This is a genomic window from Microvirga rosea (genome assembly GCF_020595095.1).
GTDB lineage: Bacteria > Pseudomonadota > Alphaproteobacteria > Rhizobiales > Beijerinckiaceae > Microvirga > Microvirga rosea.
Genome location: NZ_JAJDOP010000020.1, coordinates 1 through 23,889, shown reverse-complemented (window position 1 = coordinate 23,889; position 23,889 = coordinate 1). Strand labels below are relative to the sequence as shown.

Sequence of the window (23,889 nt, the reverse complement as noted above, 5' to 3'; positions counted from 1 at the left end):
CGCCATGTCTGGGAACAACCGCCCCACGGAAATGCTACAGGCTTTGGACATGATCTCACCCGAAAACCCGGCACGGATCAGTTTCGGTCCCTTTTGCCTCATGCCCTCGGCGCGTCTGCTGACGCGCAATGGCGTTCCCGTCGATATCGGCGGACGGTCGTTCGATCTGCTCGTAGCATTGGTCGAGCAACCTGGCCGGGTCTTGTCAAAGCGCGAACTGCTCAACCGTGTCTGGTCCGATGTCGTCGTCGATGACGGGAGCTTGCGTTTCCATATGGTGGGGCTCCGGAAGATCTTAGGTGACGGCGAGAACGGTAAACGATATATCGCAACGCAGGTTGGAGTGGGCTATGCGTTCGTCGCTCCAGTTTCCGTCGCGGCCTCGTTATCTGAGACAGCCGCACCTGAAACTCAGTCCATAGCCTCTGATGCCACCCTCACGTCGAGGCGGCTACCTCCGCGTCCCTCCCGTCTTGTTGGGCGATCGGACGACATAGTTTGGCTTAGCGATCGAATTGTTCATACGCAGCACTTCACGATTGTGGGCCCCGCCGGAGTGGGGAAAACTACGCTCGCTGTCGAAATGGCTTACGCCGCCCTGGACGCCTTTGGCGGCAATGCAGCCTTCGTTGACCTCAGCCTGCTAGAGGATCCAGCGCTGGTCGAATCCGCGATTGCCACTTCTTTAGGCATTCCGGTCCAGGTCGAAGATCCGATGATGGTCGTCCTGCGGCACATCCGGGAAGAGCGGCTGTTGCTGGTCATCGACAATTGCGAACATGTCATTGATGCGATCTCGTCAATTGTAGAACGCATTTCGGCCGGCGCGCCGTCCGTCCATATCCTTGCAACCAGCCGAGAGCCGCTACGGACGTCGCGGGAACATGTCCACTGGCTCGGACCGCTTGCCTACCCCAGCGATGCCGACGCCACGGGACTTGACGAACTGCTCGCCTATCCTGCGATCGAGCTCTTTATCGAGCGGGCTCGGGCGGGCGGTAGCGCCCTCGTTGTCGACATGGAAGCCGCGGGGTTGATCGCTGATATATGCCGACGACTCGACGGGATGGCACTCGCAATCGAGCTCGCCGCTGTCCGCGTTGCTTCGCACGGCCTTCAGGCCACGGCACGCCTGCTCGATGAGCGATTTAGTTTAGGTTGGATGGGTCGACGCACCGCTGGGCCACGGCATCAGACGCTTCAGGCTGCCCTCGACTGGAGTTACGAACTGCTGTCCAAGAGCGAGAAAATGACTCTTGAACGCCTCTCTGTCTTCATTGGACCATTCGATATCGAAGCGGCCATCAGCGTCATCGCGGATGAGACCCTCGATGCGACTTTAGTGGCCACAGCGCTCGACGAACTCACAAACAAGTCGTTGGTGTCTCCAAATCACTCGAGCAACACGGGTTCTTATCGCCTGCTTGAGATGACCCGTGCCTACGCACGTGAAAAACTCAAGAAGCAGGAGCCCAACCTGGTCCGTGAAATCCATCGACGCCACGCAGCATTCTATCTTCATCTGCTAGAGAAATGGGACCAGCCGATCGGTGAGGTCGTGGCCAAAGGGACTGGGCGCCTCGGCAACATTCGCGGTGCCCTTGAATGGAGTTTCGGTGACCAAGGTGACCGGGAGATCGCAGTCCCACTCGCCGCAGAGGCTGCAGAAGCATTTTTGCACCTCTCTCTCCTAGTGGAATGTCGCACGTGGTGCGCGCGCGCCATTAAAGATCTAGGGGAGCGTTTTCAGGCTACACAAACCGAAATAGAGTTGCAGGCGGCACTCGGTTTGGCGCTTATGTTCACGCGCGGCAATAGTGAGGCCGCGGAAGCAGCACTTCGAAGAGCACTGACACTCGCGATTGAACTTGAGGACGGTTGCAGCCAACTGCGCATTCTGGGCAGGCTTCACATTTTTCACGAACGCATCGGCGACTTTGCAACCGCGAAAAGTTGGGCCGAAATGGCCGTTGAGGTTGCGGCAGTCATCAACGAGCCTGAAGCCATCGCCGTGGCCGCATCCCTGGCCGGAATATCACTTCATCTCGCTGGACGACAGATCGATGCTCGGCAAGAATTCGAGAAGGCACTTCGGAACAGTCTCCCTTCTGACCGCGCGCGGACGATTCATTACGGCTTCGATCATCGTAATCGCTCCCGCATCGGTCTCGCCCGAACCCTTTGGCTTCTGGGCTACCCTAATCAAGCAAAAGCTCATGCGGACGAAGCAGTAACTCAAGCATTGCGGCTCGATCATGCTCCGACCTACTGCATCGCGCTGATATGGGCACTCTCAGTCTACAGCTGGAGGGGTGACCTTCGACACGCGGCGGCGACGCTCGAGGCATTCGCCAAATGCTCGGAGATCAATGCGTTTGGCCCGTACATGGCCGCTACACCTGGGCTCCGGGAAGCGCTTGCAATCACTAGCGGCCAGTCGACGGAGGGGTTCGGGTCCATTGAGGAGAGCCTCGCTCGCGTTCATGCAGCGCGTTACGAACTCATGACCACCTCGCTCGAAATGGTTCTTGCAGAGGGTCTTGCTACAAATGGCCGTCCGGTCGAGGCGCTTGAGGTGCTCGATAACGCCATTCAGCGATGCAATGGCAACGGCGAGCTCCTCGCGATGCCTGAGCTACTGCGACTGAAGGCCTTCGTCCTGGGCAGGACGGCTCCCGTAGATATCCACGCTTGCGAGGTGCTGCTGCGCCAATCAATAGACATTGGCGCGGAACAGGGCGCGCGCGCGTGGGAACTGCGCGCCACAATCGATCTTGCCGAGCTGCTTGGTGCCAGCGGTCGTGCCGGAGAAGGCGCCTCGCTCCTCGCAGCGCTGCGCTACCAGATTGCAGAAGGTGCCGATACCGCGGACATGCTATCGGCTGATAGTACTCTGAAACGGCTAGGCTATACGGGATAACCTCCTGCCGGGCCAGCCATCTTGCTTGCTAACAGAAGCTTGTGTCGGCTCATACTGCCTAACTAGCCTCAAGCCCGCGATCCCTGCACTCTCCTTTCACACTCAGCGGCTAGGAGCAGTTCTCGTGAGTCAATTGCTTGTTGTCTCCATGTTGAAGGAATTCCTCAACTTGTCAGGCTGCGCATCAACCAGCCATTCGGTGATGGCGGCAGAAACCAGTTTCTTTCATAAGGCACAAGCTGATCTGACAGGGTAGGGCAGACTTAGTCGCCAAGCCGACTGTAGAGCCTTCGCCCGACAGGCCCAAGCGTACGTCCCATAGCAGAAGCCATCATCTTAGTTCGCTATTCGCGTTGCAGACGGGGAAATCATCCCACCTATGGGATGCCAAGACGACAGCTAATAGCACGCGGACTACCGTAACAACTGGCGGTGCGGCGTACTTCGCTACGGAGGGCGCCACGATCAAACGCCCTCGCTATCAGATACCGGAGTATTGACATGGCTAGCCCGACGTCAAGAGCGACGTGGAGAACCGCCATCGATGACCTTGCCATTCGGAACCTTGTTGCCCGCCTCGCGCAGGCTGCAGATGACCGGGACGAGACGTCCTACCGAGCATGCCTTGCCCAAACGGTATCCACGAATGTCGAAGGCAAGCTCCTCCAAATTTCCGCCGACGATTATGCCCACGCCGCGATAGCTCGGCTCGCTCGCACTGACTGGACACACCACATCCTCATGAACCCTGTCATTTGTGTCGACCAAAGCGAATTGCATGCGTCGGCATCAATCGACGTGGTCGTTGAAATTGCACGTGTGGAAGTCACCGCCGGCCGCCTAAGGGAAACCAAAGGGGGGCGCTACAGTCTGGAGTTCATTAGTCAGGATGGCGTGTGGCAGATCACTCGCCGCACCGTGCGCTGGCGTTACAGCGACGTAAAACGCTGCTTGTAACAGCGCTTTCAAGACCACTTTGGCGACAAGGAGATTGAGGGATGCAAAGATTCGAACAGACATACATCGGGGGCGCATTCCAGCCAACGCATGGGCGTGAAGAGCTTCGGCTGTTCGATCCCGTAACAGAGGAGGCCAGCGGAATTGTGGTACTGGCAGATGAAGAGGATGCAGCCCGAGCGGTGAAAAGTGCGTCAATGGCGTTTCAGACATTCTCCCAGTCGACTAAGAAGGAGAGAATTGAACTTCTGCATGAGCTCAGCAGAGCTGTCGAGACCCGCGCGGACGAGCTAACAGAAGCGACAATCGCCGAGTATGGAGGCCCCATTGAGCAGGCGCGGTGGCGGGCTGGTCTCGCTGCCGGGAACTTCAAAGATGCAGCGCGAATTCTTGAAGACTTTCCATTTTCGCGCAAGGTTGGCGAGGCCGAGGTCATCGCGCAGCCCGCCGGAGTTGCAGTTCACATCGTTCCATGGAACAGCTTGTACAATGCTATTAGCGTGAAAATGGCAGGAGCGCTTGCGGCAGGATGCCCAGTTATTGTAAAGCCAAGCGAATATAGCGCCAGGCAGAATCAAGTTTTTACAGAGTGCCTGCATGCAGCAGGTGCGCCCGCCGGCGTGATCAACGTGGTAACTGGGCTGGGACAGGTCGTCGGCGAGGCTCTAACCAGCCATCCAGACGTTCGCAAAATATCATTCACTGGTTCAACGGCCGTGGGGAAATCGATCCTGCGCGGGGCCGTACCCAGCCTGAAGCGAGTGACACTCGAGCTTGGTGGCAAGTCTCCAACCATCGTGCTGGACGATGCTGACCTGAGCACCGCCGCACACGCTGCACTTTCCTTTGGATTCTTGAACAATGCTCAATCGTGCATAGCCGGTACAAGAATACTGATTCCACGCGCTAAGGCTGAAGCATTTTCCGAAGCAATCAAGGTTGCCCTGGCGAATGTCGTTGTGGGCGATCCCAGGGATCCGTCCACAACCCTGGGCCCGCTTGTAAACCGGAGGCAGTTCGAGCGTGTTCAAACCTATATCCAGAGCGGCATCAAGGAAGGCGCTCGTCTTGTTGCCGGAGGAGAGGGAAGACCTGATGGGTTACACCGTGGCTTCTTCGTCAAGCCGACGATATTCACCAATGTCACCAATGATATGGTCATCGCCAGAGAGGAAATCTTCGGACCCGTCCTGTGCATAATTCCCTACGATGATGAGGATCATGCCGTCGCCTTGGCAAACGATACCCCCTATGGCTTGCATGCCTATGTGATCGGTAGAGATAGAGGGCGGGCACACCGCGTAGCAGCTCGTCTTGACGCTGGGCGCGTGGCGATCAACACGCTTCGACATGAGCCACTTGCGCCGTTTGGAGGCTTCAAGGAGTCAGGCATTGGACGCGAGTATGGGCAGTATGGCATCGAGGATCACTTAGAAATTAAGGCCGTGATTGGATCCTGATCCTCGCAGGGGCGGCGCCTATCCTGCAACCGTGCCAGCGGTCACAAGGCTGAGCGCGATGTACATCAAGCCTACAACGAGCATTAATCCCCGATAGGTTCAATCCCTCGGCTTTTCCACGGGGGCCGAGGCGCACACGCGCTAGGTCGTCACGGTGTAGCATCTCCCGCATTTCCGCAGGTGTAAGAATTTCCCGAGCCAACTGACACGCGAAAGAGCCTTTCCGGAATAGAGCCTTTCCGGGATGGCGCAATCGAGCGCACGTAAGGCATCACGTCCTTCAGATCGCAGGTCGAGACCTCACAGGCTAAGCAAGGTAGGAGTTCGCGGAGACCTACGAATAATCTCTTTGAGCGGGCGATGTGCAAGGAGTTTTTCTCGTTCACCCTGGACCAATCCAACCTTCCGCTCGGGATTGGCCCTGACAGCGGGTAACGTGACCGCGCAAATTAAAGGCACAGCCCACCCAAGACTCAGAAGCCCGGACGCGCACGGGGGCACGTCGCCAGTGCTTTGAACAGGGTATTCCCTCGATACCATGCTAACTGGGGGAATGGTCATACGGGCGAATACTTGCGGGACACTCGGCCTCCTCCCGCGCCTGAAACGACACACCCTCTTAACCGAGCTCTTGGAACGCGCCTTGTGAACACCGTCGATCCAAGGCACCGCAGGTTGGTGAGCACAGGCACGTCTATCGAGACGGATTAGCGTGCCTAGCATGTATTGAGGTATAATAAGCACCACTCCGATTGACGCTTATCTGATTGCCTAACGGCAATTGAGCCTGTGAGCTCCCTCGCCGACTAAAGATCTCCAGAACTCCGAGCCTGTGACCCTTCTGCCCCTTCAGAAGAAAAATCTGCGGGTACTCGTGCACAGAAAACTTGCATGATCGAATGGATACGAGGTGGTGGATCCGACGAAATGATCAGCAGATCGATTGCTGTCCTGGAGCGCTCGCTAGGACCTCAATTCAGCGATCGGAGTGACCGGGATATACCAAGTTTTCCCGACGCGACCTGCGCTCCCTTTCGTCTATCGCTTCAGAAGCTGTCACGAGCGCCCGCTAGATTCAGTATAGATCAGCGCGCTTTTCGACTTGAGAATGCTGACGAGCGCTAACATTCCATCACACCGCATAACGGGTAATCCGGATGATCTCTCTGTATTGTTGAACCAGTAAGAGCGTCTCTTCTGACGTTTGGAGAATGATCATGATTGCACCGTCCTTAACGCTCTCGCGGCGCCAAATGCTTGCTGGATCAGCCGCCCTTGGCGCCTTAAGCGTCTACACGTCGAAGGTGCGTGCATCCTCCAACAACGACGCCGTTGTCCGCTTCTACGTTGACGTTCCAGACGACGCGATCGTCGATCTTCGCCAGCGGCTTGCTGCAACGCGGTGGCCTTACCGCGAGACCGTTACAGACCAGTCACAGGGTGTGCCGCTGGCGAAACTCCAGAAACTCATCCGACACTGGATGAAAGAGTACAACTGGCGGAACATCGAGACGCGCTTGAACGAGCTGCCAATGTTCATCACTGAGATCGACGGCCTTGACATCCACTTTATCCACGTTCGTTCTCCTAACGAAAATGCGCTCCCGATGATTATGACCCATGGCTGGCCGGGATCGATCCTGGAGTTCATGAAGGTGATCGGCCCACTTACCGACCCGGTCGCGTATGGAGGCAGCGCAGACGACGCTTTTCATCTGGTTGTGCCGTCAATTCCCGGATTCGGCTTTTCAGGCAAGCCAACCTGGCCTGGATGGGGTTCCGGCCGGATCGGCCGCGCGTGGGCGGTACTAATGCAGCGCTTGGGATACAGCCGCTACGTGTCGCAAGGTGGCGACTGCGGTTCCGTCATCTCTCATCGTATGGCGTTGCAACGGGTGCAGGGACTCGCTGGAATCCACGTCAACATGCCAGGAACTGTCCCCAGAGAGGTCGCGGCCATCCTCGCCGCGCAGGGGCCGGCTCCGGCGGACCTGGCGGACGACGAGAGGAAGGCCTTTGATGCCCTTGATAGGTTCTACAAGGATAGCTCGGGCTACTCCGCCATGATGGTCACCCGACCGCAAACAATTGGCTATTCGTTGGTGGATTCGCCAGTGGGCCTTGCGGCATGGATCTACGAAAAGTTCACTCAGTGGACCGACAGCGGTGGCGACCCCGAGCGGGTTCTGACGCAAGATGAGATGCTCGATGATATCTCGCTCTATTGGCTCACGGCGTCTGGTGTCTCATCAGCGCAAATCTACTGGGAAGATCATTCAAACAACTTCAATGCCGTTGATATCACTGAGCTCCCGGTCGCCGTCACCGTATTCCCAGGCGAAATTTACGCTGCCCCGCGGAGCTGGGCTGAACGCTGTTATCACAATCTAGTCTACTTCAACAACGCCACGAAGGGCGGGCACTTTGCGGCTTGGGAACAGCCGGAGATCTTCACCCAAGAAGTGAGAGCGGCGTTCCGGTTGTTGCGCTGATCGGAAACTCGATTTGCAGGAGGTTTGAACCCAATGACTACGCAACCGAAAAAGCTATATACGGCGATTGTGCGCACAATAGGCGGACGAGAAGGATCTTCCCGGAGCTCCGACGGCCGACTGGACATCAGGCTCTCAACGCCCGGGAGTGTCGGTGCCGGGACTAACCCGGAGCAGTTGTTTGCCGCCGGTTGGTCAGTCTGTTTCGAAGGCGCGATGGCTATTGCGGCGCACAAGATGAATATCGCCTTGCCTGCCAGCACAGCAATCGACGCAGAGATTGATCTTAATACTCAGGATGGCACCTTCTTCCTAAGCGCGCGTCTTAACATAAGTCTCCCGGGTTTGGATCATGAGATCGCCCAGGCGGTTGTGATGGCCGCCCACCAGACGTGTCCATACTCAAAAGCTACACGCAACAACGTCGAGGTTGATATTCGAGTCAACTAGCTCTGCGCGAGTGGATGGCCAGTCTAGGCACTTTAGCTACTGTAGTGAAACGGAGATGAATCAAATGAACACAACTTCAGCTGCTGACCCGATCAACCGCGACCGTCGACGCCTGTTCGGTATCGCTGCCGCGACTTTTGCCGCTACACACTTGGGTGGGATAGCAATCGCAGATGCGCAAGAGGACCAAAAGCGGCCGGCGGCCGGAGGACACTCCCAGTCGCAAAGATCATTCAGAGCCATTCGGCAGATCAAGGCCGGACTTTTGAATGTCGGCTATGCCGAGGAAGGTCCCGACGACGGCCCTGCCGTCATTCTATTGCACGGTTGGCCTTACGACATCCACAGCTATGTCGATGCAGCGTCGATCCTCGTAGAGGCGGGTTATCGCGTTGTCGTCCCCTTCTTGCGTGGTTACGGAACGACGCGGTTCCTGTCTGATGAAGCTGTTCGCAACGGCCAACAGGCTGCCATTGCGGCTGATATCATTGCATTTATGGACGCCCTCGGTATTCAGAAGGCGACGATTGGCGGGTATGATTGGGGCGCGCGTACCGCGAACATTATCGCTGCAATCTGGCCGGATCGCTGCAACGCCATGGTCTCGGTCAGTGGGTATCTCATCGGAAGCCAGGAAGCAAACCGAGCGCCACTGCCTCCCCAAGCTGAACTGCAATGGTGGTACCAATACTATTTTGCTACTGCTCGCGGCCGCGAGGGATATTCGAAGTACACCGACGATTTCGCAAAGTTGATATGGCGCCTTGCATCACCTCACTGGAACTTTGCCGAGGAGACATTTGTGCGTAGCGCGAAGTCGTTCCAGAATCCGGATCATGTCGCTATCGTCATCGACAATTACCGTTGGCGGCTTGGCCTATCTGAGGGCGAGCGCCGGTACGATGAGCTCGAAAACGTGCTCGCCAAAGCTCCGGTAATCCACGTGCCTACGATTACGATGGAAGGCGACGCCAATGGTGCCCCACATCCCGACCCAACTGCATACGCTAAGAAATTCACCGGGAAATATGAACATAGGCTAATCACCGGCGGGGTCGGTCACAATCTCCCGCAGGAGGCGCCCGAAGCCTTTGCAAAGGCGGTTATCGATGTCGATCGGTTCTAGATCCCAGGCGAGGAGCATCTTGATGAAACCCATCTATATCGCGCTGGGGGCGCTCGCAGTGGTTTCCGCCGGAACGGGCTTGGCCGTGGTGGGGGCAGAACGGGATCCGCCCCCCTCGAACGCCTCACCGATCTACGGAGTGACGCTACCAGACGGCTATCGCGACTGGAAGCTTGTGGCACCCGCCTTAGAGGGTGATCCCTTGAATGAGCTTCGCGCGGTTGTCGGGAACTCCACTGCAATCGAGGCTTATCGGGCCGATACCTTGCCGTTTCCGGACGGCACTGTGCTCGTGAAGCTCGCATGGAAGCGGATCCAGTCGCCTGAGTTCGAGCCGGCCTCAGTTCCTGGGGCAGCTACAACGGTCCAGGTCATGGTCAAGGATTCCAAGAAATATGCGACCTCTGGCGGTTGGGGATTCGGACGTTTCATCGCGGGCAAGCCGGTGAACGAGGCGCAGCATGAAACCTGCTTCGCCTGCCATGAGGCTCGCGTTCGAGGGCATGATTACGTCTTCACCCGGTACGGACAATGATCGCGTGTTTGCTGAGTGCCGGGGGACGACGTTGGGCTTATCGAAGATAGAGACCCTGCCATTCTCAGCGTCCCCTCGATGATTAAGATCTGTCGCAAAGAGGCTGCAAGGTTAATATGCCTCGTGGTCCTTCCATCCCCGCTGAACTGAACGCCGCGAGGGGCGCGAGCCCATTCATCGGCGGATTGCCGAAAGCGAAGTCCAATCCTGTCTCTATATAGCCTCCGCTCTGCAGCAGCGGTTCTAGCTACAAGTACCCAGTCGCGCGAAATAGAGGCCCTATGAACTACTCCGTGATCCATTTTGCCGAATGATCGGCAATGATGCAGTTCAAGACGCGAGCGGTGGGCTCGCAGCTATGTCAACTTCAAGTATGAGAGGAAACTACGCAATGAAGAATTTGCTCGCTATCATGGCAGTCGCGCTTAGCGCCAGCAGTGCAATCGCGCAGCCAACGGAGAAGCCTACGATTGTTCTGGTTCACGGCGCATTTGCTGATTCCAGCAGTTGGAACGGAGTCACCGCGATCCTCAAGAGGGATGGCTATCATGTCGTGGCAGCTGCGAATCCCCTGCGTGGCGTCAGTGCGGATGCGAGCTATGTTGCAGACCTGGTATCCAACATTAAGTCGCCAGTTGTCCTTGTAGGGCATTCCTATGGCGGATCAGTCATCAGCGAGGCGGCGGACGGTCATTTGAACGTCAAAGCGCTTGTCTACGTCGCGGCGTTCGCACCAGATGTTGGCGAGTCAGCAGCCCAATTGACAGGCAAGTACCCCGGGAGCACGCTCAGTCCCACGCTTGCTCCTCCCGTCGCCCTTTCGGGTGGTGGTAACGATCTCTATATCCAGCAGAACAGGTTCCGCGAGCAGTTTGCAGCGGACGTCCCCGAGAAGCAGACGATGCTAATGTCAGTGGCGCAACGTCCTGTCGCCGAAGCAGCCCTGAACGAGGTTGCAACCAAGGCTGCATGGAAGAGACTGCCCTCCTGGTTCGTCTACGGTACCAAAGACAAGAACATTCCGGCGAGAACGATGGCCTTCATGGCATCCCGAGCACACTCCAAGCAAACGGTTGTGGTTGATGGGGCTTCCCACGTTGTGATGGTATCAAACCCAAGAGCTGTGGCGGGACTGATTGAGACTGCGTCTGCTGCGAAATAGATGCGGCAGTAATGAACGGGGCTGTCGCAGATGTGCCTGAGGCTGGAGGTCTGATCGTCAGCGCAGAGGGTCCTGCAGCAGCTCCGCCTCGAGACAGCTACGCCTCGGCCTATGATACCGCATGCGACAGTCAAAGCCGCGGATCCGACACGACCAGTATTCATTGTTTGACACTCCCCGGGTTGGTACTCCGTGTTTCTCTAGCCTCAATCGCGATGGCTGGTTGCCGCACGGATAAGCGGCTGGGCTACGGAGGCCGTAACGCACCGATCTGGAGAAAGGTACGGGCGGGTTAGAGGGGACAGTCAAGGATACCTCACCCGTTCCTGCCGTTCCGCCCCTCAGCGGCAGTAGATGTTGCCGAAGCGGTCGCGATAGGTCCCGTAGGGGCACGGATTCCGCGGGGCAGTTGCGCTGCCAACGATCGCTCCGCCCACCCCGCCAATGGCCGCCCCGGCCAAGGCACCGCTGGCCCGGCCTGTGGCCGCACCACCGATGGCGGCCCCCGCGATGCCGCCGAGCGCGGCCCCGCCGACCGCCCGCTCGCCAGAGGTCTCGCAGGCGGCCACCAACAGCATGAAGGCACTTGCCGCAATGACTCTGATGCTCCTTCTCATCTGACGTTCTCCTCTCGATAATGGGACACGGACCCGCGCGGAGGTGGGCCGATCGAAGCATCTGCCATCACGAAGCGCATTGGTATTGGGACAAACCCTGGAAACGGTCGGAACGAAGCCTGAACCGGGGCTGCTCCAACCGTGTCTCGCAGCATTGGCGATGGAGGCGCCAAGCCTGACACGTCGCATGGATAGATGCGCCGGCACCCGTCGAACCTTGAGCCGCAGGATCGTCGCCGAAGCATGGGCGAATTTTAGGTGCGGTCTCACCACATCCCTCGGTCTGTCTCAGGGTTGTACCCGATAGCCAGGCCGCCTGCGGTCGATACTCTCATGGCGTGCCCATGCGACCCCTGAGCATTTGAGGAGATCGTCCCATGGCTGAGCTCGTGGTCGTCGGGTTCGACAACCCGACCGATGCGGATCGCGTCCTAACCGAACTGACGCGGCTGCAAAAAGAATACCTGATCGATCTTGAGGATGCGGTTGTAGCCATCCGTAGCCCGGATGGATCCGTACGCATCAAGCAGAGTGTCAACTTGGTGAGCCTTGGGGCCGCGTCCGGCGGATTGCGAGGAGCCCTGTGGGGCAGCCTCATCGGTCTTTTGTTCCTCAATCCGCTGGCCGGCTTTGCTATCGGCGGTGCCGTCGGTGCGGGATCGGGAGCCTTATCCGGCAACATGATCGACTATGGCATCAACGACGACTTCATCAGGTCGATCGGTGACACCCTCAAGCCCGAGACCTCCGCCCTGTTCCTGCTGATCCGCAAGTCGCAGCCCGAAAAGGTTTTGGCCGAGCTGTCCGGTTTCAGGGGCCGGGTGATCCGCTCTTCACTGTCACCGGAGCAGGAAGCCAAGCTTCAGGCTGCCCTGTCGCGCGCGCATCCCCCAAGCCCGAGCGATGGTCTTGAGGCGGCGGGCGAGATGGCGCCGCCCGTGAGCTGATAGTCCGGTCCCTTCGCGACGGGAGATCGAGATGCTGTCACGACGGTTGTTCATGAACTGGTTGGTTGGCGCGGCGGTAGCTGCAAGTGTTGGAACCTCGACGACCACAGAGGCAGAGGCCCAGCCGAGCCGTTCGGATTGGCCCAACCGCCCGGGAAGGCCTGGACATCCCGGGCGTCGGCCTCCGGCTCCTCGACCCCGGTTCGAGCGAAGGCCACGCCCCCGTCCGGGCTTTGTGTGGGTGCCCGGACGATGGGTCTGGAGTGCCCGCCGCGGGCGATGGGTCTGGGTGTCGGGCCATTGGACACGCCGCCGCCGCAGACGCTGGTAGCGCAGGGCACTGGCCGGCCGAAGAGGGGGGCTTATGCGGGAGTGACCGATGCGCCTGCGTCTGGGAATGAACGTTTCGGCCCCGCTCCTGTACGGCTTGCGCTGGATGTCGCGGTTCTGATGGTCGTACTCACGGTTAGTGCGACGCTTTGGGCACGGCGACAGGTCGCCCGCGGGAGCAACAGCATTGGGGGCGCGGTCGGTTGTGTCTTAGCCGTCTATAATGGATGCCGGACAGCACAGGCTCGAGCGCGGCCGAGCCGACGCCCTTGGAGCTGGGTACGACCTCGAGCAAGGCCAGGGAGGGTACGATGAGGAAAGCCGTTGCGGCCTTCACGGTCGCCGCCATTGCCGTCGCCGCCCTGTCCGTCCGGGCGGCTCCGTCGCAGGCGGACCGGGCCGCGGACTTCGAACGGGCAATGCGGACGCTGTTCGACAGCATGGACAGGACCGGCGACGGCCTGATCGATGGAGCCGAAATGAGGCGCTTCGCCGACGATACCTTCGCCATGTTGGACGCCGACGGCAACCTGAGGCTCACTTACGCCGAGTTCCGAAATCTCGATTTCGGCTTGCGCGGCCTGGCGGAACGTCATGACCGACTGAAGCTGTACGCCGATGCCCGCGAACGCATCTGGCAGCGCTGGCGCCAGCCACGGCCGAGGGAGGTGACTAGGGCCGCCTTTCGCCAGCACCTGCGCGGCGAACTCCTGCGTGTCTCTCGCGGCCATTTCGGCGTGAGCTACGCGGAGTTCCAGCAGGCACGCTTCGTTCAGGATCTCGCAACGGCCTTCAGGTAAGGCCGCATGTCCGAATGATTCACGACAACCCATCCGCTCATAGGAGACAGCGACGATGGCACGCTTTAAGGGGATCATCGCCTCCAGCCTGACACTTGTCGCGATCGGCCTTGCGCCGACACCCGCCCTGGCCGCCGTGCCGGCCGGGGAGATCGACCGGGCGACTCGGGCGGTCTTCGGGCTCATCGACCGCAACGGAAACGGCCGCATCGAAGCTATCGAACTCAATCGATACGTCGCGAACGTCTTCGCCGCGATGGACACCGACAGGGACGGCCGGCTCACGCGAGAGGAGTTCGACACACTGAGCCTCGGCCTGCTTCCCCTGGCGCGACGCTATGATCGGATCGTGCAATACTCTGCTGCACGTGAGCGCATCTGGACCCGTTGGCGGAACAGGGGGAGCGCGACGATGAGCCGTGCCAAGTTCCGGCTCGGTGCCAAGAACGAGCTGTCGAAAGCTGGAGCACGTGGGCAGTTCATGGCCCTGACCTTCAATGAATTCAAACAGGCTCGGTTCGTGCGGGAACTCACGGCCTCACTGCGATAGGCGTAATGGGGAAGGGAAACGAAGCCGACGCCTTCGATCCGGAGATGGGCGAGTTGCGTCGATGCCGCACCTTCATAGGCTGTCGCCTGCAACACCGCGTCGAGATACCAGCCGGTTGGATCGATATGCGTCCAATGAGCCCCGACCAGTCATCGAGATCCCGGCTCCTGGTCTTGCGCAGCACGTAGTTGGTCGCCGCCCATTGGTGACAAGTCCGGCCGCAGGCTTGAGTGAGGAAAGGTCAGATGACGGCTTAAGCCATATCCGTCTGAGCGAAACCGGCGAACTTGGAAGCCGGCAGCGCCCGGAAATGACACACCTGGGACACTAGCTTGAGGGCAGCAGTCCTCACGGAACCGGACATTCTGAAAAGTGAATGGACTTCATTGCCTGACCCAATCCGGACGTTCAGGGTTACCGGTCGCTCATACGACAGGAACTCGTGCCATGAGGACCTCCGCTCGTCACAGGGGATCCAGCCGCGCATAGTGCTGAGCCGGAGGTCCGCCGAATCGATGCATTGCTCAAATAGGATGAGCATCGGATCGATCCAGAAGCGTATCCACTTTAGGTACGCTGTCCGGAGGCGGCGCAGCGTACTCTGGGCTGTGGAAGTTCACTTGACAAAATCCTTATGCAACCGGTTACATGGAGGCCTAGTCTAGGAGCTGCGTTTTGACAGGCCTCCCGAAGAGACTGCCGACGATCAGCCAAGTGGCGCAAGCTGCTGGTGTGTCGCGTGCAACCGTTTCGCGGACTTTCAGCCGGCCCGACCTCCTGAAGCCGGAAACAATAAAACGCGTCCACGAAGTGGCCGAAAAGATCGGCTATGTTCCGAACCAAGTTGCGCGCGCCTTGAGCACAGGTCGCGCGGGTAATATCGCCCTCGTCGTCCCGGATATCGCTAACCCGTTCTTCCCGCCGCTCATTCGGGCTGCACAGGCTCGCGCTGATCACGCGGGCTATGCGGTTTTCCTGGGCGACTCGGACGAGCAGCCGGAGCGTGAGGACATGCTTCTCACCAAAATGGCGGCGCAGGTCGAAGGCTTCATCCTGGCCTCGCCCCGCCTTGACGAGGAGAGGGTGCGGGCTCACGCGGCGCGCCGCCCCCTGGTTTTGATCAACCGGGATATCGAGGGGCTGCCGCGAATTTTGATGGATGTCAGCGTTGGAATCGCGGCCGCTATCGAACATCTTGCGAGTCTGAACCACCGCCACATCGCCTACGTGAGTGGTCCGCCCGCCTCATGGGCTAACCAGCAGCGCCAGCAAGCCGCCGTCAGGACTGCCGAAAAGCTCGGAATCCATCTAACGACTGTTCCTGCTTATCACCCGAATCACGAGGCTGGCCGAAAGGCGGCCGGTGAACTCGCACAGCTGCCTGTCACAGCGACGATCGCGTTCGACGATCTCGTGGCTCAGGGCATCATGGCAGGACTTGCCGATCTCGGCTGGCGCATTCCCCAGGAAATGAGCATCGTCGGATTCGACGACGTGCTCGCAGCCACGACCTATCCGCCCCTGACGACAGTTGCGGCGCATAGCGCCGACGCGGGCACGCAGGCCGTGAAGCTGCTGACGGAGGTTCTGAGTAGAGGCCAGATCCGGGACGAATGCATCATCATCCCAACGGAACTCATTGTTCGTGCAACGACGGACCAACCGACAAAGCGGCCTCGCACTGCGTCTGCCGAGCCACGATCCGAAACGCGAACCGAAAGCTCACAACAAAAGCCGAAACGGACAGGACGCCGATGAAACTCCACCTTTACCCGACAAAGCCAGCCCTTGGAGAAGCCGCCGCCGCGTTGGGCGCCCAGGCGGTCCGCGACGCGATCGCTGCAAAGGGCAGGGCTCACATCATTATCGCAACCGGCGCAAGTCAGTTTGAAATGCTTGATTCTCTCGTGCGGCAGCCAGGCATCGACTGGTCGAAGGTAACAGGATTCCACCTCGATGAGTATATCGGGATGCCGGATAACCATCCCGCAAGCTTCCGACGCTATCTGCGTGAACGGTTCACGTCGAAGCTCCCAACCCTGGGCGCATTTCATTTTATCGAAGGGGATGCGCCCAATCTGAAGGCGGAAGTCTTACGGATCGGGGATCTGGTCAAGGCAAACCCGATCGATGTGACTTTCGCCGGCATCGGGGAGAATGGGCACCTCGCCTTCAACGATCCTCCAGCCGATTTCGATGTGGATGATCCATACATCGTCGTTCAACTCGATGAGGTCTGCCGACGACAGCAATTCGGCGAAGGATGGTTCCCGACATTCGAGGACGTGCCGCAGACTGCCATTTCTATGAGCATTCGCCAAATCCTGGCGAGCGAACTCATTGTCCTGTCCGTCCCCGACGCACGAAAGGCCGACGCGGTTCAAAAGGCCCTGGAGGGGCCGGTCTCCCCAGCTTGTCCCGCTTCTGTCCTTCAATTGCATCAGGCTTGCCACGTGTTTCTCGACACTGCATCTGCCGGCAGGCTCTCATCAGGTTCCCTTCGTGGGGCGGATCGGGACGGGGAGTGAGGCGGGCCCGGACGGGCCTGAAGAGAACAATCAGAGGAAGGAGCAACGTCCAATGAGTGCGAAACTTAGGAACACGTTGAGTGCAGCTGCGTGCCTAGCGGCTGGCGTCATTCTAGCCACCAGCAGCTTTGCCCAAACTCCATCGGCCAAGCCGAAAGTTCCTCTCACCATCAGCGTCATCGACGTGGCTGGTGATCTTCAGATCAGTCAACCCGCAATCGAGAAATTCAGGAAAGATCACCCGGATCTCGTCTCGCGGTTGGTTTTTACGAAGGCGACAGCACCCGAGCTTGCTGCGAAGCTGAAGGCGCAGCAGGATGCGGGTCGCGTTGACATCGACTTTGTCCTGACCGGAAACGATGCGTTAGCCGCTGGCATGGAGCAGGGTATCTGGCTCGAGATCCTGCCGAAATATCAGGATCGCTTTCCGGACTTGGAGAAGCTTTATCATCCTGGGGCCTATGCGATGCAGAAGATGGGCCGCGGCCAGGCCTTCGTGATTGACTGGTATCCGTCCGGCCCGCTGCTCGAATATGCGCCGGACCGCGTCAAGGATCTTCCCGATACGGCGGAAGGCCTGCTTGCTTGGTGCAAAGCACATCCGGGAAAGTTCATGTACGCGCGTCCGTCCAATTCTGGACCAGGCCGCACACTCGTAATGGGGCTGCCTTACCTCCTGGGCGACAAGGATCCTCTCGATCCCATCAATGGCTGGGAGAAGACGTGGGCCTATCTTAAGCAGCTCGACAGTTGCATCGACTACTATCCTGGCGGCACGACGGCAACAATGAAGGAGCTGGGCGAGGGGTCTCGCGACATTATCGCAACCACGACGGGATGGGACATCAACCCGCGCTACCTCGGCATTGTGCCAGAGGAGTTCAAGGTCGCGACCCTCAAGGGGTTCCACTGGGTAGGTGACGCCAACTACATGGCGATTCCCAAGGGTGTCCCCCAGGAGAAGGTAGATGTTCTTCTCCAGATGATTGCATACCTCCTCAAGCCGGAGCAGCAGGCGTACATGTACGATCACGGCTACATGTATCCGGGACCCGCCATTCATGGTGTGCCGCTTGAAATGGCGCCCAAGGAAAGCCAGGACACCATCAAGAGGTTCGGCCGGCCGGAATACGAGAGCATGATCGCCAACAATCCGGTCGAGCCGCCGCTCGACGCCAAACCTCTTGTGGCGATGTTCGATAGGTGGGACCGCGAGATTGGCAGCGCGAAGATGAAGCAGTAGCGTCCTTTCCAGCAACCACCTTTCCATAGGGTCTTGGGCGGCGCATGCCGCCCAAGAGCTGTCGTAAGAGCGGAGTTCTAGATGCAGAGCAGCGGTCTCCTCGACCTTCAAGTGAATGGCTTCGCCGGGGTCGACTTCAATGCGACGGGCCTGGACTCGGATGCGCTGGATCATGCTCTTGCGGCGATGCTCGACACAGGCGTGACGACATGCCTGCCGACGATCATTACGGCGTCTGCCGAGGATCTAGCCAAACGCTTTGCCGCGTTGGACCGCGCGGTGGCCAAGAGCCGGCTCGGCCGGATCATGGTGCCAGGATATCATCTAGAAGGTCCTTTCTTGAATCCGGCGGAAGGTTACGCGGGTTGTCACCCGCCGCAGGCCATGACCATCCCAGATGCCGATCTGGTCTTCGGGCTTGAAGCGGGCCTGTCGCGGCCGATCCTCCTCGTGACACTCGCGCCCGAGCTGCCGGGCAGCGAAGCCGTTATCCGAATGCTGAGCGGAGCTGGGAAGATCGTCGCTATCGGCCATTCTTCAGCCGATGCGGATACGGTTGCGATGGCCGTCGAGGCGGGCGCGGGCATGTCCACGCATCTTGGCAATGGCGTTCCGCAGACGCTGCATAAACTCGACAACACGATCTTTGCCCAACTCGCCCAGGAGCGCCTGAGCGCGAGCTTCATCGCCGACGGCATTCATCTTCCACGACCGGCGCTGAAGGCGATGCTTCGTGCGAAAGGGATCGAGCGCTCCATTCTGGTGTCGGATGCGGTTTCCGCCGCGGCCGCTCGCGCCGGGCGCTATTCCTTCGCCGGAATGGAGATTGAGCATGGCACAGACGGCAGTGTCCGAATGCCGGGCAGTCGTTATCTCGCCGGCTCCGCACTTACCCTGGACAAGGCGGTCGGCAACATCGTGCGATGGGAACTCGCGAGTCCCGAAGAGGCAATTCGAATGGCCTGCGACAACCCTCGCGCGCTGCTGGCTCCAGCATTCAACGCGCATGAATTGACCATACCCATGGCAGGTTCTGTCACCTGGTCTGAGGATTGGAAGGTACTGCAGATCGAGTTCGAGGACATCGTGTATTGCCGTCGACAGCGCCGAATATGATGTCCAGCGAAATCCGACGAAGAAAGACGTCATCCATGGGGATACGTCCTCGCTTAACGGACCAGAAGGGGAAGCAGATATGGAAAGTCAGCAAAAGCACATTGATCGGCGCAGGCTCCTTGGAGGCGCAGCCGGTGTGGCAGTCCTGGCAGCCACGGGGGCTCGCGCTCAGAGTCTTGTTCTTCCGAAATCGCCCGTCGCACTCAACGTGATCGATGTAGGCGGCGCTCTTGCGCTGATGCAAAAAGCTTTTGAGGAATACCGCAAGGCCAAGCCGGACCTCGTGTCCCGCATCACGTATGTCAAGGCACCGGCACCAGAGCTCGCATCCAAGGTCAAGGCCCAGCAGAACGCTGGCCGCATCGATATCGACATGGTGCTGACAGGAAGCGATGGCCTTGCTGCCGGATTGGACCAGGGCCTCTGGATCAAGCTTCTTCCCACATATGCCGACAAATTCCCTGGTCTCGAGGAGAATTACGAGCCGGCCGCTTTGAACCTGCACCGAGCCCAGGGCCAAGGCTATGGCGTAGTGATCAACTACTATCCGTCCGGTCCGCTCCTCGAATATGCGCCCGAGCGCGTAAATGATGTGCCGGAGACTGCAGAGGAACTGCTTGCGTGGGCCAAGGCGCATCCCAACCGCTTCATGTATGCCCGTCCGGCCAATTCCGGGCCGGGTCGAACCTTCATGATGGGGTTGCCTTACATTCTAGGGGATAAGGATCCAATGGACCCAGTCAACGGCTGGGAGAAGACCTGGGCGTATCTGCGCGAATTGAACGGCTATGTCGAATACTACCCCTCCGGAACAACGGCCACGATGAAGGAATTTGGGGAGGGCTCTCGCGATATTATCGTCTCTACGACAGGCTGGGACATCAATCCGCGCGCGCTCGGCATCGTGCCGAAGAGTGCACAGATCGGAACTCTCAAAGGCTTCCATTGGGTTTCCGATGCATTCTTCATGGTCGTCCCGAATGGTGTCGCAGACGAGAAGCTGGCTGTCCTTGTGGACCTGATGGCCTTTCTGCTTAAGCCCGAACAACAGGCATTCTCCTATGATGAGGGATATCTCTATCCGGGGCCGGCCGTAAAGAACGTACCACTCTCCATGGCCCCCAAAGAGAGCCAAGACATCATCAAGGAGTTTGGTCGGCCCGAGTATGGGGATCTGATAAGCGGGAATCCGATCGAACTGCCACTGCCGCCTGAAAAAATGGTCGTCGCGTTCCGTCGCTGGGATGAGGAAGTCGGCTCCAAGAAAGGCCGGTGACGCGCATCGACCTAGCATCGGCGATGGGCGACCTTGCGTTGCTCATCGCCGATGCGCCGGGCGGTATGCCATGGTCAGCACTTTTCGACCTCCGGATTGTCTAGCTTTTCAATCCGAGGTTCCAGACGCATGACAACGAATGGCAAGCACTGGGCTCGAAGACGATAACGCTGACCGAAACCGGATTGGCTGCTGAGGTTTCCGAGATCGGTGCCGAAATGGTCAGGCTTCAGGACCAAGAAGGGGGGATCTATTGTGGAGCGGCAACCCAACAATCTGGGCCGGACGAGCACCATTGCTTTTCCTTATGGTCGGCAGCGCAAAGGACAACCGCATCTGCATCAAGAGGAGAGACTACAAGTTGCCGAAGCACGGTTTTGCCAGGACCTCGCGACTTTCGGTCGTCTGGCAAAGCGAGAACAGTTGCACCCTGTGTCTTACGTCGGGCGCCGAGACCATGATTAGTTATCCATTTTCCTCTTGGCTCGACGTGACATAAGAAATCGTAGGCTCGATACTCGTCAATCCGGCCATCGCAGCGAACGACGATGAACAAGTGCTTCCTGTATCGTTCGGCTTCCACCCGGCATCCCGCTGGCCTTGGCCTTACAGAGCGGGACGGGAGCAGTGGGCCGATCCTGCGGGGTCAGGACAGGCTCATGACCCGGGACGGCCATCCGTCTCGGTTGCCGGATACCGGCTTGCCCTCGCTGGTGATCTATTCATCAACGACGCTTTGATTTTCCTGTCACCTGCAAGCCGACGCGTCACCGGCCACCTACGCGACGATGTCATCGGCAGCGATTGCGCGGGCAACCTTGTACACGTGGAATAGCGCGGAAAGGCACACGACGGTGAGCGCGCTGGCGGTTGTCACTGCGACGTGCGACACGCCTGCGGGACCGAGGGCCTGGTCGAGGCTGCGCAGCACGACGAGCACGTACGGGATGGTGCCGAGGAACAGCCCGAGCACGATCTGGACCTGCCGGTCGCCCATGAATGTCAGGATCAGACACGACCCGAGCTGGTTGGCCGCAGGCGGACGCTCAGGCTTGAGTTAGATTTCTATATTTGGGTCAGACTTTTAGGCTTCGGAACTCGCGTGTTTAAGAATCAAAATGTTTGACACCACTTCAGTTCATTCTCCTACGGTGTGACGCTAAAGGTCTGAGCTCACTTTCAGTGAAGACTGACGCTTGAGGATACGTTTAACATTGGAGTTCGACGCAAAGGGCGTTGCATCTGCCTTAAGAGCAAACGTCTCATTCTTCAGGGTACGCGGATCTCCCATAGATCGTCTCTTGGCTCCTTTTTGAATCGATCTGATACAAAGGCGCATTGGCGATCTGTGAGGGTATTGCCGAAAGGATGCATCCGGCCTGAATCTCAGCCCCGTCAGGGGCTTAAGACGAAAATCCCGCTGCTCACGGGCATGACCCTGCCTAGACAGAGGGAATCGCGATCCGCTCGCGCCTTCTGCGGCTGAGGCAAGGTGTGGGTACAGCACGAATCAGACAATGGTGGCGCGGCGGGTGTCAGTTCGACCAAGGCGCAGCTGCGGGCCGCTCTGGTCAGCGCGCAAAACGGCGACAGCATCATTCTCGACCGCATCTCTTTTGCTCTGCGTTGCCGGAAGGTAACACGCGGAACAAAATCCGTTTCCGCAGCGCAGTCGCAGGTAGAAAGGTAGGCTTCCTTTCACAATACTTCGCCACCTCGGTCGAGGGATGATCTGATTTACGTCCTGTACCGAGGAGGAACGGACATGAGACAGTCGCCCTTTTCCGAACAAGAGCTGCGAAACCCCATCGGGCAGAGCCGTGCGATATTCTTCTTCAAGCCTCACCTGACCGGAGCGACACTACTCCGCACCGTCCTCCTGAGCGCAGTCGCTCTGCCGACGTCAGCCTGGGCCCAATCGATCGTGACATGGTATGGAGGAGCGCTGGGATCGTACTGGCAGGATCCCTCCAACTGGGACGCCCCTCCATCATCAACCAGCCTAGCCATCGTCAACAATGGCGATACCGTGAACGTCGATGGCAGCCAGGGTTTCGCCTCTGTGGGAGAAATCCGGATCGGATCCATGTTTGGCGCAGCCGGCGGAACGGTCTCGGTTGTCAACGGTGGATTGCTCCAGCTCAGGGGCGTCACTTCTTATATCGGCTACGAGTCCGGAACCGTCGGAAACGTCGTCGTGGACGGCCTTAACTCCCAATGGAACCAACTGGGCAACCTCCAGGTCGGGTATCAGGGGCAGGGAAACGTCAGCGTCACAAACCTCGGAGCAATGAACGTCGCCAATCTCCTCATCGGCGATCTCTCGGGGAAGGGCACCGTGACGGTCTCGTCCGGCGGCATGCTCACCGTTCCCCAAAGTGCCTATCTCGGGCGGGGCGGAGGCAGCATGTCGGAGGCGACATTGAATGTCACCAGCGGCAGCCGCGCCTTCCTCGGTTCGCTGTCGGCGGGTCTCGTCGCACCCAGTACGGTCAATGTGACTGGCCTAGGCTCATTGCTATACGTGACTTCCGATGTTGTCGTCGGGGAAGGTCCTTTGGGGAGTACGCTCAACCTGAGTGACGGCGGCCTGATCAGCGTCGGCGCCGGTACCATCTCCATCGGCGGTGGCGGCGGCACGGGAACCTTCAATATCGGTGCCCCGGCCGGTTCCCCCGCAGCCGCGCCGGGCACCGTGCAGGCGGCCAGTGTTAACCTGTCCGCCACCAGCCTTCTGAACTTCAACCACAATGCGTCCAATTATGTCTTCTCGCCGCAAATCACCGGTTCGGGAGCGGTGCGCATCAACGGCGGCACGACCAGGTTCGAGGCAGCGAACACCTATACGGGCGGCACGATCGTCAACGGTGGCTCCCTTGTTGCCGCTGCGAGCGGAGCGCTGGGCACGGGTGCGGTCACGGTGAACGGCGACACGGCGCTCCTGGGCTATGTGGGCGCCGGCGTGACGGCCGCTGCTGCGCCGATCACCCTCAACGACTCGAGCAGGCTGACCTTCGGCAATGGGGCGAGCGCCGGTTCGTCGACCATCACGATCGCGGCGGATGCCACGCCCAGCCTCGGGGCTGGTCTGGAGTTCACTCAGACCTCCACCGCCGGTGATGCTCATATCAGCAATACCCTGGCCCCCGCCTATAACGGCGTCACGTTCCGTGACAGCAGCAGCGCCGGCACGGCAACGATCCAGAACAGCAACGGCAGCGTCACCAGCTTCCAGAACGGAAGCACCGCGGCGTCAGCAACCATCACCAATCTCGGCAACGGCGCCACCTCCTTCGAGGGCAGCTCCAGCGCCGGCTCGGCGACCATCACCAACCAGGCCACCGGACGAACCTATTTCTCGTTCAACGCCACAGGCGGGA

General features: G+C 59.1%; 19 protein-coding genes and 1 pseudogene. 18 read left to right on the top strand and 2 right to left on the bottom strand.

The window, feature by feature from the left end; all coding sequences use genetic code 11:
- Positions 1 to 4: 4 nt before the first annotated feature.
- From LJD17_RS22740 to LJD17_RS22705, 8 genes are all read left to right on the top strand, one after another.
- Positions 5 to 2,920 (top strand): ATP-binding protein, encoded by a 2,916-nt coding sequence (locus LJD17_RS22740; protein WP_227386491.1) that lies wholly within the window; start codon positions 5 to 7, stop codon positions 2,918 to 2,920.
- 501 nt (positions 2,921 to 3,421) lie between these two features.
- Entirely contained in the window at positions 3,422 to 3,877 is a 456-nt protein-coding gene (locus tag LJD17_RS22735) for a nuclear transport factor 2 family protein (protein ID WP_227386490.1), read from the top strand.
- 41 nt (positions 3,878 to 3,918) lie between these two features.
- Positions 3,919 to 5,337, top strand: coding sequence for an aldehyde dehydrogenase family protein (locus tag LJD17_RS22730; protein ID WP_227386489.1), 1,419 nt, complete (start codon positions 3,919 to 3,921; stop codon positions 5,335 to 5,337).
- Between the two features lie 1,217 nt (positions 5,338 to 6,554).
- Complete coding sequence (locus tag LJD17_RS22725; protein WP_227386488.1) at positions 6,555 to 7,829, top strand: epoxide hydrolase family protein; 1,275 nt, start codon at positions 6,555 to 6,557, stop codon at positions 7,827 to 7,829.
- Between the two features lie 33 nt (positions 7,830 to 7,862).
- On the top strand, positions 7,863 to 8,279 hold the full coding sequence (locus LJD17_RS22720) for an organic hydroperoxide resistance protein (RefSeq protein WP_227386487.1): 417 nt from the start codon (positions 7,863 to 7,865) through the stop codon (positions 8,277 to 8,279).
- Between the two features lie 55 nt (positions 8,280 to 8,334).
- Complete coding sequence (locus LJD17_RS22715) at positions 8,335 to 9,405, top strand: alpha/beta fold hydrolase (protein WP_227386486.1); 1,071 nt, start codon at positions 8,335 to 8,337, stop codon at positions 9,403 to 9,405.
- 22 nt (positions 9,406 to 9,427) lie between these two features.
- A complete protein-coding gene (locus tag LJD17_RS22710; protein ID WP_227386485.1) occupies positions 9,428 to 9,940 on the top strand; it encodes a cytochrome P460 family protein in 513 nt (170 codons plus the stop codon).
- A 391-nt stretch (positions 9,941 to 10,331) separates the two neighbouring features.
- Positions 10,332 to 11,102, top strand: coding sequence for an alpha/beta fold hydrolase (locus LJD17_RS22705; protein ID WP_227386484.1), 771 nt, complete (start codon positions 10,332 to 10,334; stop codon positions 11,100 to 11,102).
- Positions 11,103 to 11,443: 341 nt separating this feature from the next.
- Here LJD17_RS22705 and LJD17_RS22700 read toward each other — a convergent pair whose 3' ends face one another.
- Positions 11,444 to 11,719, bottom strand: a complete 276-nt coding sequence (locus LJD17_RS22700; RefSeq protein WP_227386483.1) for a glycine zipper domain-containing protein — start codon at positions 11,717 to 11,719, stop codon at positions 11,444 to 11,446.
- A 377-nt stretch (positions 11,720 to 12,096) separates the two neighbouring features.
- On the opposite strand from LJD17_RS22700, the gene LJD17_RS22695 reads away from it, so the two are divergent.
- The 9 genes from LJD17_RS22695 to LJD17_RS22655 all read left to right on the top strand — a co-directional run bounded on the left by LJD17_RS22695 (position 12,097) and on the right by LJD17_RS22655 (position 20,509).
- The gene (locus LJD17_RS22695) at positions 12,097 to 12,666 is read left to right on the top strand and encodes a DUF1269 domain-containing protein (RefSeq protein WP_227386482.1); all 570 of its coding nucleotides are present in this window, start codon (positions 12,097 to 12,099) and stop codon (positions 12,664 to 12,666) included.
- Positions 12,667 to 12,697: 31 nt separating this feature from the next.
- Positions 12,698 to 12,997: a hypothetical protein gene (locus tag LJD17_RS22690; protein ID WP_319799724.1), complete on the top strand. Its 300-nt coding sequence runs from the start codon at positions 12,698 to 12,700 to the stop codon at positions 12,995 to 12,997.
- A 310-nt stretch (positions 12,998 to 13,307) separates the two neighbouring features.
- Entirely contained in the window at positions 13,308 to 13,796 is a 489-nt protein-coding gene (locus tag LJD17_RS22685; protein WP_227386480.1) for an EF-hand domain-containing protein, read from the top strand.
- Positions 13,797 to 13,851: 55 nt separating this feature from the next.
- Complete coding sequence (locus tag LJD17_RS22680) at positions 13,852 to 14,346, top strand: EF-hand domain-containing protein (protein WP_227386479.1); 495 nt, start codon at positions 13,852 to 13,854, stop codon at positions 14,344 to 14,346.
- Between the two features lie 675 nt (positions 14,347 to 15,021).
- A complete protein-coding gene (locus tag LJD17_RS22675; protein WP_227386478.1) occupies positions 15,022 to 16,104 on the top strand; it encodes a LacI family DNA-binding transcriptional regulator in 1,083 nt (360 codons plus the stop codon).
- Positions 16,101 to 16,874 carry a glucosamine-6-phosphate deaminase gene (locus LJD17_RS22670; protein WP_227386477.1) on the top strand — a complete coding sequence of 258 codons (774 nt, stop codon included), beginning with the start codon at positions 16,101 to 16,103 and terminating at the stop codon, positions 16,872 to 16,874. The genes LJD17_RS22675 and LJD17_RS22670 overlap by 4 nt, the downstream gene beginning before the upstream one ends.
- Before the next feature lie 52 nt (positions 16,875 to 16,926).
- Positions 16,927 to 18,117, top strand: coding sequence for an extracellular solute-binding protein (locus LJD17_RS22665; protein WP_227386476.1), 1,191 nt, complete (start codon positions 16,927 to 16,929; stop codon positions 18,115 to 18,117).
- A gap of 81 nt (positions 18,118 to 18,198) precedes the next feature.
- Positions 18,199 to 19,233, top strand: a complete 1,035-nt coding sequence (locus LJD17_RS22660; RefSeq protein WP_227386475.1) for an N-acetylglucosamine-6-phosphate deacetylase — start codon at positions 18,199 to 18,201, stop codon at positions 19,231 to 19,233.
- A gap of 79 nt (positions 19,234 to 19,312) precedes the next feature.
- A complete protein-coding gene (locus tag LJD17_RS22655; protein ID WP_227386474.1) occupies positions 19,313 to 20,509 on the top strand; it encodes an ABC transporter substrate-binding protein in 1,197 nt (398 codons plus the stop codon).
- Positions 20,510 to 21,287: 778 nt separating this feature from the next.
- Here LJD17_RS22655 and LJD17_RS22650 read toward each other — a convergent pair.
- Positions 21,288 to 21,533: pseudogene (locus LJD17_RS22650) on the bottom strand (DUF2254 family protein); the annotation flags it as partial.
- Between the two features lie 741 nt (positions 21,534 to 22,274).
- On the opposite strand from LJD17_RS22650, the gene LJD17_RS22645 reads away from it, so the two are divergent.
- Positions 22,275 to 23,889, top strand: a 1,615-nt coding sequence (locus tag LJD17_RS22645; protein WP_227386473.1) for a hypothetical protein, incomplete at its 3' end; no start/stop codon positions are given.

Coding starts and splice junctions, on each gene's coding strand:
- LJD17_RS22705 (WP_227386484.1), top strand. CDS start 10,332: ATGAAGAATTTGCTCGCTATCATGGCAGTCGCGCTTAGCGCCAGCAGT.
- LJD17_RS22710 (WP_227386485.1), top strand. CDS start 9,428: ATGAAACCCATCTATATCGCGCTGGGGGCGCTCGCAGTGGTTTCCGCC.
- LJD17_RS22665 (WP_227386476.1), top strand. CDS start 16,927: ATGAGTGCGAAACTTAGGAACACGTTGAGTGCAGCTGCGTGCCTAGCG.
- LJD17_RS22735 (WP_227386490.1), top strand. CDS start 3,422: ATGGCTAGCCCGACGTCAAGAGCGACGTGGAGAACCGCCATCGATGAC.
- LJD17_RS22695 (WP_227386482.1), top strand. CDS start 12,097: ATGGCTGAGCTCGTGGTCGTCGGGTTCGACAACCCGACCGATGCGGAT.
- LJD17_RS22700 (WP_227386483.1), bottom strand. CDS start 11,719: ATGAGAAGGAGCATCAGAGTCATTGCGGCAAGTGCCTTCATGCTGTTG.
- LJD17_RS22725 (WP_227386488.1), top strand. CDS start 6,555: ATGATTGCACCGTCCTTAACGCTCTCGCGGCGCCAAATGCTTGCTGGA.
- LJD17_RS22685 (WP_227386480.1), top strand. CDS start 13,308: ATGAGGAAAGCCGTTGCGGCCTTCACGGTCGCCGCCATTGCCGTCGCC.
- LJD17_RS22720 (WP_227386487.1), top strand. CDS start 7,863: ATGACTACGCAACCGAAAAAGCTATATACGGCGATTGTGCGCACAATA.
- LJD17_RS22715 (WP_227386486.1), top strand. CDS start 8,335: ATGAATCAAATGAACACAACTTCAGCTGCTGACCCGATCAACCGCGAC.
- LJD17_RS22690 (WP_319799724.1), top strand. CDS start 12,698: ATGCTGTCACGACGGTTGTTCATGAACTGGTTGGTTGGCGCGGCGGTA.
- LJD17_RS22670 (WP_227386477.1), top strand. CDS start 16,101: ATGAAACTCCACCTTTACCCGACAAAGCCAGCCCTTGGAGAAGCCGCC.
- LJD17_RS22740 (WP_227386491.1), top strand. CDS start 5: ATGTCTGGGAACAACCGCCCCACGGAAATGCTACAGGCTTTGGACATG.
- LJD17_RS22655 (WP_227386474.1), top strand. CDS start 19,313: ATGGAAAGTCAGCAAAAGCACATTGATCGGCGCAGGCTCCTTGGAGGC.
- LJD17_RS22660 (WP_227386475.1), top strand. CDS start 18,199: ATGCAGAGCAGCGGTCTCCTCGACCTTCAAGTGAATGGCTTCGCCGGG.
- LJD17_RS22680 (WP_227386479.1), top strand. CDS start 13,852: ATGGCACGCTTTAAGGGGATCATCGCCTCCAGCCTGACACTTGTCGCG.
- LJD17_RS22730 (WP_227386489.1), top strand. CDS start 3,919: ATGCAAAGATTCGAACAGACATACATCGGGGGCGCATTCCAGCCAACG.